The 10,804-nt window shown below is 34.9% G+C and carries 7 protein-coding genes; 3 read left to right on the forward strand and 4 right to left on the reverse strand.

Annotated features, from left to right (window positions below; all coding sequences use genetic code 11):
* Positions 1-84: 84 nt before the first annotated feature.
* From AC04NP_RS29785 to AC04NP_RS29795, 3 genes are all read right to left on the reverse strand, one after another.
* A complete protein-coding gene (locus tag AC04NP_RS29785) occupies positions 85-2,070 on the reverse strand; it encodes a GmrSD restriction endonuclease domain-containing protein (RefSeq protein WP_482863754.1) in 1,986 nt (661 codons plus the stop codon).
* A complete protein-coding gene (locus AC04NP_RS29790) occupies positions 2,060-3,745 on the reverse strand; it encodes a DUF262 domain-containing protein (protein ID WP_482863755.1) in 1,686 nt (561 codons plus the stop codon). The genes AC04NP_RS29785 and AC04NP_RS29790 overlap by 11 nt, the downstream gene beginning before the upstream one ends.
* Positions 3,746-4,587: 842 nt before the next feature.
* Positions 4,588-5,871, reverse strand: a complete 1,284-nt coding sequence (locus AC04NP_RS29795; RefSeq protein ID WP_482863756.1) for a tyrosine-type recombinase/integrase — start codon at positions 5,869-5,871, stop codon at positions 4,588-4,590.
* 892 nt (positions 5,872-6,763) lie between these two features.
* On the opposite strand from AC04NP_RS29795, the gene AC04NP_RS29800 reads away from it, so the two are divergent.
* Both AC04NP_RS29800 and AC04NP_RS29805 read left to right on the forward strand, forming a co-directional pair.
* Positions 6,764-7,201, forward strand: coding sequence for a hypothetical protein (locus tag AC04NP_RS29800; protein WP_482863758.1), 438 nt, complete (start codon positions 6,764-6,766; stop codon positions 7,199-7,201).
* Positions 7,194-7,874 carry a hypothetical protein gene (locus AC04NP_RS29805; protein ID WP_482863759.1) on the forward strand — a complete coding sequence of 227 codons (681 nt, stop codon included), beginning with the start codon at positions 7,194-7,196 and terminating at the stop codon, positions 7,872-7,874. The genes AC04NP_RS29800 and AC04NP_RS29805 overlap by 8 nt, the downstream gene beginning before the upstream one ends.
* A 437-nt stretch (positions 7,875-8,311) precedes the next feature.
* On the opposite strand, the gene AC04NP_RS29810 is transcribed toward AC04NP_RS29805, so the two are convergent.
* On the reverse strand, positions 8,312-9,784 hold the full coding sequence (locus AC04NP_RS29810) for a hypothetical protein (protein ID WP_482863760.1): 1,473 nt from the start codon (positions 9,782-9,784) through the stop codon (positions 8,312-8,314).
* Between the two features lie 331 nt (positions 9,785-10,115).
* Between AC04NP_RS29810 and AC04NP_RS29815 the strand changes: the two genes are divergently transcribed.
* Positions 10,116-10,751, forward strand: a complete 636-nt coding sequence (locus tag AC04NP_RS29815) for a DUF4145 domain-containing protein (RefSeq protein ID WP_482863761.1) — start codon at positions 10,116-10,118, stop codon at positions 10,749-10,751.
* Positions 10,752-10,804 lie beyond the last annotated feature (53 nt).

Genomic DNA, 10,804 nt, shown 5'->3' on the forward strand with positions numbered 1-10,804 from the left:
ACCCAGAACCGTCAGATTAAGTCGGAACTACTTCAATATAATTGTATAGGAATGATTTCATAACTAATGTTGTGTGGGGCCTTTCTATTCAATTTTTTCGCAACCATTCATGTCCCGTGGCCTGATACCTTTTAATAGGAAGCAGGATTCCTCATTTTCTGGAATAGCAATATATTTTGATTTGCATCTACTACCAAGCAGTTCAGGTTCCTTTATCAAACGGATCTTCCAATTAGGCATATCCTCTGGAGGGGTAAACTCATTAATCAAATCCTTTAAGTCCTTTTTAGTTAACTGAATTAATAATTTTTTAAGATACTGTTTATAGTAATCCCTTTCCTTATAGTTACCATATATGTAATATTCAAGCTCTCGATATTTGGCGATAAGACATCTTTTGTTTGCATCGGCCACATATGACCAAGACCACCAATAGTTATAATATTCGAATTGTCCGTCATCATGTTGAATAGTTAAAAGGGCTCTTCTTAAATCATCAGAGAGAGTTTCTGTTTCAAGATATTTTTCAATTACTTCTAGTATTTTCTCGAAATCGCTTTTCACAAAAATATCCTTAACTGTATTAAAATCAATACAGTAGAAAGAAAAAGCAATTCTACCTCTAAAGAAATTGGAGTCCTCCATTTGAAAGATCACTCTTTCATTATCCGGGCTATCATTTATGAGGTGTGATTTCATTAACTCTTCTTCTATCTGTTCTCTTGCGAATGTTGACTTTATAGTATGATCTTGTAAAAACTTATAAATATTTCCACATCCCTCGGCTAGCTCATTTATTAGATTAATAACGCCTTCAAATGTTTCTGGACTTCTTATAATTGCTGGCCTTTCCCCATTTTTAGTTACATCCCCTCGAGAAATTATATTTCTAATGACCCTCATCCAATTGCAGAATTTTTTTTTATTAAATTCTGTTTGAGTTCTTAAATACTCTGTCTGAGCAAAAAATAGAACTTTTTGGGTATAAGACGCATTGCTATCTTCATATACCAGTGCCGAAAAAATGTTATCCTGTGGGCTATGTTGCCAAAAAGGTAATTCGAGATCAACAGGCACATTATTTTTGAAAATATGAACGTAAGTTTCTAAATATTCAAAAAGGAATCCATATCCACATTTTGAAAAATGTTCAACTCTAACTAAATCAGGCTGCCTTTGAAGCCTTGATATAGTGTTTATTCTATCATCGGATTTTTCTAAAACTTGACGAATCATTGCAATTGATGATATGAACCGGATAATGGAGTTATCAATGCTGTTATTCTTTCGATGCTTCCAGAATAAATCCGTCCATTCAGTATCAATTTTGTAACTGAAAGTTTCGGTAAACGTTTTTTCTGATTCCCATTGTTGATCTCTGATGAATTTTTGGAAGGAAGCCTTGAAATTTTCGAAAGGAGACAAAAGCTTCCCACGTGAATTCATTTTAATGTAAAGATCATCAGTCAATCCTATATCCTCCAGTTCAACGTGATAAAAACTTATAAGTCTATCTTCGGAGGTGAGTTTTACCCATAGATCATCAATTAGATAAAATTGTTTGTGAATGTCATCAATTGTTCGCAGCATAGACGTTATTGTTGGGTCTTTTTTCCACGAAAGGAAAAACCAGGGAGAATCAATTATGAAATCACTAACCTTATAGCCCTCTTTGATTTCTATGGAGCAGTTGACCAACGCCCTGCAAAATTCTCTTGAACTTGCTCTTGTTTCGTAACTGAAATTTTCAAGTATATTAATATTCTCTGGCTCATTTTTGCTTTCCTTTATCATTGCATACCAGTGAATTAAGAAAAGTGTTGTTAGACGCTGTTGACCATCTAAAGGCTGAAAAATCTCATTTGGTTTATCACCATAGATAAAATCTAGTTTTATCCCAATAGCTTCATTTAATGAGTTAAAGAGGGCGGTTAAAAAACTTACCCTCAGCTCTTCCTTATCTTCTCTACCTTGGGCATAATCTCGCTGAATAATTGGAATCTCAACCCTATGTTTTTGAAGCAGTTCCCAAAAGCTATATATCTTACCTTTATGTTTACTAGTATTCATTTTCATCAGTGTTTGGCAAGTAAGGGTCTAATACATTTTGTAAGTCCTTAAGATAGTTTTCTCTATCTTCCTGAGTCCAGAAAGATATTTTTGGAGGGTAATCACTAAAGTATTTCAGAAAAACATTTTTTGTGCCAATAGGAATAAATGTTCCTTCTTTTTCTCGTTTTATTATAGTCATTCTTTTGATTGGGAAAACGGCGTTTTTGTATCCTCTATTTGTCTCGGAGTCAAGTAGAGCCAAGTTTGAAATATCATTTAAATCCTTATCCAGAACATCTTTATTAAAATGCTCAATCACCGTTTTGAATAATTCTTCAAATTCATCCTCAGTTTCATTATTGACATCAAATACTTCTACATTGCTCTTCAATGAATCATCTTCTATGAACAATTGAGCCTCTTTCAACCATTGTTCACGGTGTGTTCCTTCTGGAATATTATCATTAATTGATGTTATATGCTCAATGTCCCAATTTCCAATATTATATAATTCAAAAGGAAAGACTGAATTGTCTTTTTCATTATTGAGCATTGTCTGAATATTGTACAACAGCAAAAGTGGTTTCACATTTTTGTCTCCATATTGTAAATTCTCAAGAGAAACTCGTTTAAATTTTTCTTTAATCAGACTATCGAGATATTTTTTAAATTCTGCTTTAGTGACATCGGCAGAGGCTTTCAGTAAATTATTCAATGTCGTTTCTTGTGATATCAGGAGAAACCCTATCTTATGGTATAGCTCTCTTTCGTTATACCACTCCTCAAAGGTTTGATAGTATTGCTTGATCTCTAGCCAATTTTCCTCAATGGTTTTTTGAGTTTTGTTTTGAAACTTCCTATTAAAAAACCTAAATGTGGCGTACGTGTCATCTGTTTCACTCTGATCATTCATTAGATTGAAAATTAACTCTATGCGATTAGTCAATTGACTATCTCCATTAAGAAAATACCAAAATCTATCATGCTGCAAGGAATGCTCAATTCTATCCCACTCAGTGGCAATCTCAATTTGTTTTAAATAAACTCTACCTTTTTTATTGTTATCAAAATTCGAACTATTTAGGAATAGAGCCTTAATTAATTCTGCATTTGTCAAAGGAATTTTTCCAATATTTATTCGTGTGAATATTGCGATAGGATCAGTTTCCAAAGTTTCATACCAAATGACTTTGGTATTGAACTTAAACTTTGATTCGAAATTGTTAAGGTCGAAATTTTCTTGGCCTTTGAACCAACCAGCAACGGTATTATATGCAATTGATATATGATAGAAATCAATATTACTCTCGTCGATATTATCCTTAATGAGTTCTTTTAAAAAACCGGTTGACCCCGCCCTTGTTTCATAGTTCAATTCGAAAATTGGTTCTCGGTTTTCTTCTGTATAACGTTGATTTAAATAATTAAGAATAAGATAGATAGTTGTAAGTCTTTGCTGACCATCTATTACTTCAAAATTTTTCTCCTGTCTTTTTCTAATTACAAGTGGTTGTAAACAATACCATGTTTTATCATTCGTCTCATTAATTTCTTTGGGATTAAAATCCGATACGTCATTTAGTAAATCAATGACCTCTTTTTTAGTCCACCGATAACCTCGCTGATATGATGGAATAAAAAAAGTGAATTCCCTAAGTTTACTTATTGTCCGAAGTTCTAATATATTTTCCATTAATCTCACTGAGCATTATTTTCAGATTTGTTAACCCACCCAGCACGTGAATAACGACTACGGTCTTTATACCCTCAATTGTAGTTTAAATATAACCAATAAATATCCGCAATCCCATCCACCTTAAATCGCAAGTGTATATTTTAACAATTAGGCAAGCTAACCTTTCAAAAACTAATAAACAACAGTAGAAATACGTATTCCAAGATGCTGAATGCAGATGTCCCCTTTGGGTCGTTAACCGCTATTTCGACCTCCTAAATATAGTTTAGACCACAGCATAAACAGTATATATGGACAGTGAATAGGATACTTTTAAAAGTTAACTAAAACGCACATTTTACCAATTGGATTTATTCCTTCTTATTAGTTGTCAGGTCATAAATCAAGAATTTACTAAACTCGTGAAGTTCCATACCATCAGGGTTGTGTTTCAGCCCTTGGTTAACTGAATCCAACGCGGATTTCAAATCATTCATATCAGTATAAATGTATCCGTCCGGTAAACATTGAAAGTGATATGAAGCTAGTTGGAACAATCGACTGATTGACAAAGCATATAGTGTTAATTTGTAATAGATGATATTGGTATTTGATCTAACGATGAAATATCTGACACCTGGCAAATGTCAAATCGAAAAACTTATTTCCTCCCATTGTGAAGTTATATTCAAAAAATAACCCTTCAAGGGTCAAATGAACAGCGCCAAACACAGAATCCCAGGCTGGCAGCCTGTAAGCTTATCAAATTAACAAAGTCTTATACTTCATAGATTCTTAATTATGGATGGTAGAATCAATAAGTATGGTTTGGTATTGTATGAAAGTCTACTGCTACTACCCTACCCCAAAATCTGCTGGGCCGCTTCATCCAAAACCTTCTTATCAAACTCATCAAAGTAAGCCTCGGTAGTGTAATAACTTGTATGTCCAAGCATATCACCCAACTGAGCTTTTGAAACTCCTTTATGAAGTCCCGCGGTAGCGAATGTATGCCTAGCCACATAAGTGGTAAGGTGTTCCTCCAGGCCTACTTCATTTCCTATTGTTATTAAACGGCGATTATGATTGCACAAACGGTTCTGATATACATTATAGATTTGGCGTTCATTATCACTGTCAATAACATCCTCCAAAATTGGAAAAATAAGCTCATGCTTTGCCTTTCCTTTTATGTAGTAAAACAGAATATTCCGGGCCTCTTTGGTTAGTTTAATGTTAAACTCTCTGACACTTTGGCCCCTTTTGGTTTTTCTTCTTTTATATTTTATACGGCCCTTGGAAATAGAGGATTTTCCCAAATAAGCTAAATCAATGAAGTTCATTCCCCGCATGTTGAACATAAACAAAAAGTAATTGCGGTGATGCCAAAGTGAGGAGCCTTCCTTATAGTTTAGATCTCGTATGGCTTTAACCACATCCAGTTTCACCGCTCTTTTCTTAGATTTTTCTGCTTTGATGGAATATCCTCCCCGGCCAAACGGATAATTATCCATAGTTACTTCAGTGTTTTTGTCTTTGATAGCTAGATTATATATTCTTCTGATTGCCCGGAGTCGCACCCCCAGACCATTTATTTTTTTCCCACTACCAACGTAATCGGCTTCTAAATCTTCAAGGAAGGTTTCATCAATATCAGAGAGCAGCAATTTATTACTTCCATGAAATCTCAGTATCATCTCTATGGCATCCTTGAATGATTTTACCATACCAAAACGTTTAGCCTTCTCATACCTTTCTATTACGATTTTTCCGTAGGCTTTCAAAGTTGTTTTAGCTGGTTTATTACTAACTAATTCAGGGGGTATTTTTTCTTTACCAATTTCATCAAGTGCTTTTTTAATCAGTTCTCCGAGATCATATACTGACAAATCCGTCAAAACAGGCTCATATTTCATTATCACTTTGGAAGCAACGGCCATTTTTTCTTTTAACCTAAAATTGGCGTTTGTTGAGTTTTCATAAGAACTCTTAATCATTTTTTTGTGATCATTCCACTCACTATCGGCAAGTTTATATCCTGTTGGAATGTCCTTCCGGATGGTTTGGTGGGAAATACGAAGTTTTAATGGGAATTTATCAGATTTTCTATTCCTTTTATCAAGAAAAAGTGAGATTGAAGCCATATGTTGTATTATTTAATCTGTATCCAATTTACATTAATCATCTAAAAGATGGAAAAATTTTTTGCCCGTTTTTTGCCCGTTTTTTGTGGTTTCAAACGGTTTATAATGAACTCTGATCTACTTATCAAAAGTATAAATCGCTGATTTATAAACTTTTACAGATTGTTAAAAATTGCAAGAGACCAAATGTCTAGTTACTGTTAATCAGTAGGTCCTTGGTTCGAGTCCAAGAGGGGTAGCACACTTAAAGCCTTGTAAATCAAAGATTTATGGGGCTTTTGTTTTTCTATACTTGGCTGGATTTGCTGGTGTCTGATTGAATTTGCTTGCTTTTTGCTCGCTTCTTTGGGAAAAGTGGGATCATAAAGAATTATCAAAATATTTTGGATGAAAAACTAAGGCCATCTAACTCCCTATTGGTTATAAACCCGGATTGTTTATCATGTTCGAAAATGATAGGATATCTTTAGAGTAGGGTGAAATATTTTCCATTATAATTCCTATTCGGGGGCGTTGAATAAAATATTTTCCATTATAATCTCTTTTTTGAGAAAAATTTTCCATTGTAAGTGGAATCTAATACGGTAGCTGCTGTAACTCTCCCTTTCCCGGACTAGGTTTGAATATATTTTCTTTAGTTTTCTTTTGCGATTGGTTCCAATATTTGGTGCTTTACGCAAAAACAAACTAATATAAAGGTGATAGTTCCAGGGTTTATTCGTCAACTGGTGCCCCTCAAAGTGAATTCGTAATTCGCGAATCGCGAATTAAAAAATATTTTTATTACCTTGCACTTAACCAAACATGTTAACATAAACAAGTATAGAATATGCGACCCCATGATGTTGCGATTTTATTAAAAATAGCTTGTAAAGGGCAGCAAAATTGGCTCATGAAAGATTTATCTCATGAACTGGAAATTAGTGCCAGTGAAATCAGCGAGAGCATTAACCGGTCAGTGATTGCTGGCTTATTGGGTAGAGATAAAAAGTCATTGAATAAGTTGGCTTTGCTGGATTTTCTCAAGTCAGGACTTCCTTATGTCTATCCGCAACAACCAGGCGCTTTGGTCAGGGGAATGGCCACAGCCCATTCCGCTCCACCCTTGAACAAAAAAATTGCCAGCGATGATCATTTTGTTTGGCCTTATGCAAATGGAAATGTAAGAGGGCAAGCCATTACCCCTTTACATCCTAAAATTCCGGAGGCATGTATAAAAGATGCTAAATTTTACGAATTAATGGCTTTAACTGACGCAATAAGAGTTGGAAAAGTACGAGAACGGAAAATGGCAGTCGAAATGCTAAAAGAAAGAATAGAAGATGCTTGAGAACCAAACCATCAATTTAAAGGTAATTGAAAAAGTAGCCCTGGCCTTAGGAGAAATAAATGATGAAGTTATCTATGTTGGTGGGGCAGTTGTTAGCTTATACGTGACAGATAAGGGTGCTGAACAACCAAGACCAACCAAGGATATAGATATCTCGGTTCAGGTCAGTACCTACACACAGATGGATCAATTGCGAGAAAAATTAGCCAACAAAAATATATATCCAGCTCCCACAGAAACGATAATGTACAGGTATAAGTATGAAGATATTCTCATTGACTTTATTCCTTTTGAGGCCACGCCACTGGGCCCCACTAATTCATGGTTGAAACCCGGGTTTGAAAAAGCCTACCCTATAAAGGTCGGAAAAGCCGAAATTAAAATACTACCGGTAAGTATGTTTTTAGCTACGAAATGGGAAGCTTATGAAAACAGAGGGGATGATCCCAGAACGAGCCATGATTTTGAAGACATTATATACGTGATCGATAATAATTTGGAATTGCTGGAGGATGTGGAAAAATCAGACGAGAAAGTAAAGGCATTCTTAAAAACAATGAGTAGTCAGATACTTTCTCACCCATCTTTAAATGAAATAATTGAGTGTCATATTAATCCCTATACGGCGGAACAGCGCAGAAAAATTATTGTTGAAAAGCTCAAACAAATATAATCTTGAGGAAAAGGAAAGAAAAAACACCAATCCAAGAGGGGAAATGGAAGTAATATTAACAGAGTTAACCGGAAAAGTGTTATACCTAAAAGAAGTAATGATTTTCAGAAGTTAGTTTTGTGACCCCAAAAAAATCAATTTGGGACTGGTGGTAATTATTCTGCGTTTGTTGCCACATGAAGGTATTTTACGCTAAATTTTTACGATGAACACAAAGCTCCGATTATTTCAAAATTTCTGATAACAGCATCATGAACGAGTGAGTTGTTTAAAAAGTTATAAGCAGCAATTCTTGGAGTTTTTTCTTTGGCTAGCAATAAATTAATTCACTGAAAAACAGTGAATTAGAAATTTTAAGAGGTGCCCGAAAGTAGCGAAATTGAGAAGAGAAATAACTTGCTTTGATCTTTTCGGTGACTTATCCAAGGCAACCCAAATCAAATTGGAATTATTAATTGCTTTAGGTCCGCTTTGAATTGGTCTTTTGTTCTGTTGTCTTTTTGTGCGGATTCAATTTTATCAATTAGGGCTTCCTTATCTGTAGTGGTCCTCAGTTGCAGGATTACGGCAACAATAACGCGTACATAGTTTAACACCAACTTCGTTTTGATTTCAGAAAATTCTTTTTCCAATTGTGTGAGTACGTCACCATGTACAAGTCTATTTCTGATTTGATACGAGACTTCTAAATCAGAACGAACTTTGCTCATATTTGCTCCGGTAGCCCAGACGAATAAATAAGCTGACCGCGTGAGCAATTTGTTTTTTTGTTGCTTTATCTCAGTACTACGGACCAGAGCAGCATCCAATGCATAGATGGCGAATGAAAGACGGTAGTTATTGAGTTTTGACCGCAGCAGGGCATCCCTATATTTATGATAAGCAAGCTCATGTGGTTCACCCTCAAAGTAAGATTCATGCGTGATTGCTGAAATTGAGGGTTCAAGCGCTTGCAGCAGTAGGGAGAAGTTGGATATATCTTTTTGCTTTAGTTGATAGTGGTATAAATGACCTTCGCTAGGCAAAAAAGATTTTTCGAGATAGTTGGAAAATGGTGGATCCACACTTTCATTAAAGGTGTGGTTAATAATAGATTCGGTGCGGAATTGGCACTCTGTTTCATAGCAGTTGACTACTGCAAATAGTCTCAAGGAATTCAAAACTGCCCCAAATTTTTTCATAAGTTGCTTTTTGGCATCTTTAGCAATATTTGCACTATGTCCATTTTCCATTATTACTTGTAATTCCATTGCGCAAAGTATGCTACTTACCCTTCTTGTGATTTTATCTAATTGACTTTCATAAAAATCACTAGTTGAATAGCTTAAGTCCTGGGAGTTTAATTTGCGGATTGTCAAGTTTGGTTCAATCTGCAATTTATCCTCCTCAACTGAAAGGTAGGTTAAATACATTGTTGCCTCAAACTGAATTTTGCTGCCATAGGTAATATCGTTTTCAAAGATTTGAGAGTAATGGTCCAGAACAGACTTATTAAAATCGTCTTGTACTGTACGCTTACATAGGAAGGTGATGAATTCATGAAATGTGCCCTGCTCCACAAATCTCTTGAATTGGTCCTCATCTTCTATAGCGCCATAAGGAGCCATTATTTCAAAAGTGTAGTCTAAAGCAGTCTGATATTCAACAGACCCTTTGATATTCGAATCAATGAAGTTATTCAGAGGAATTGCTTCCCATTCGTAGTAAAAATATCGCTTGTAGTTTTTTCGATCTGGAGTGAAGTAAAGCTGATCGTATTTATATTCCAGGTCTTTCGCTGGCCGATATTCGAGAGCGGTCTTATTTAATCCCATCATATTGCTGGTTTTATACTCGATCGTAGCTTTTGCTACCTTCCATCCAAGTATAGTTAATGGAGAGGATACAAAACGGTTTTCAATTTTGTCCATACTTAAAGTTAGTATTATTGAAGTATCCCATCCATCTTTTGTATTTGTTAAAGCGATAGAATCTTGGGAACAAAATTATCCTTTAATACCTAATTAGAGTTAATCTAATATTTTTATGTAAAAATAAACATAAAGTCTTCTTTGGAAGATATTGAACGGCTAACATATTGATTTTGAATAGGAAGTATGGACCTATCTGATTAGGACTTGCGTAAAATATTTTCCAATAAAAGCCGGAAATCCACTACTTTCCAAAATATTTTTCATTTAACCCGTAATTAACTAAATTATTTTCCATTATAAGACCCCTAATCTTTCAAAAAGCCAAACAATGGAAAAGAACAATATTCGCTTGTACTGCAACGATTGCCATAAAACTACCAACCAGGAGATTTTATATACCACTGAGAAAAAAGAACAATTTGATGAGGAAGGGCAGGACATAATCAAGACTGTTGTACATAACTTGGTTCAATGTAAGGGTTGTGAGTTTATAGGATTGCAAATTGTTACAACAGATACCAATGACGAAAACGGTAATGTTAATGAATACTCGTTTATTTATCCAGAGGAAGAAGAATATGAGGATGACCGGTTTTTGGGTTATGACGAAATGAAATTCCTTTCAAAGCCAATAAAAAAAACCTATGAGGAAGTAACGGATGCTATCGATTACGATTTAAGGCTATTGGCCGATATCGGATTAAGAACATTGGTTGAGGCCATTTGTATCAATCAGAAAATTACAGGTCGAAATTTAAAAGGTAAAATAGACAACCTCCATTCAAAAGGTTTTATTTCTGCCAATGAGTTACCTATTTTACATAAGTTACGCGAGATTGGAAACTTAGGTGCCCATCAAATCAAGAGCCCGTCTTCAACAGTCTTGGAAAATGCTTTAGAAATTATCAATCACTTGTTACGTAGTGTTTATATAATCCCGAAACGAAGTAAGAAGATCAAATAAATTAATGAATGTCTGGGTTCAAATCAATTATCCACACTTAAAGAGGAAAAGGC

Source organism: Agaribacillus sp. DX54 (assembly GCF_056858335.1).

Coding starts and splice junctions, on each gene's coding strand:
- AC04NP_RS29810 (WP_482863760.1), bottom strand. CDS start 9,784: ATGGACAAAATTGAAAACCGTTTTGTATCCTCTCCATTAACTATACTT.
- AC04NP_RS29790 (WP_482863755.1), bottom strand. CDS start 3,745: ATGGAAAATATATTAGAACTTCGGACAATAAGTAAACTTAGGGAATTC.
- AC04NP_RS29785 (WP_482863754.1), bottom strand. CDS start 2,070: ATGAATACTAGTAAACATAAAGGTAAGATATATAGCTTTTGGGAACTG.
- AC04NP_RS29805 (WP_482863759.1), top strand. CDS start 7,194: ATGCTTGAGAACCAAACCATCAATTTAAAGGTAATTGAAAAAGTAGCC.
- AC04NP_RS29815 (WP_482863761.1), top strand. CDS start 10,116: ATGGAAAAGAACAATATTCGCTTGTACTGCAACGATTGCCATAAAACT.
- AC04NP_RS29800 (WP_482863758.1), top strand. CDS start 6,764: ATGAAAGATTTATCTCATGAACTGGAAATTAGTGCCAGTGAAATCAGC.
- AC04NP_RS29795 (WP_482863756.1), bottom strand. CDS start 5,871: ATGGCTTCAATCTCACTTTTTCTTGATAAAAGGAATAGAAAATCTGAT.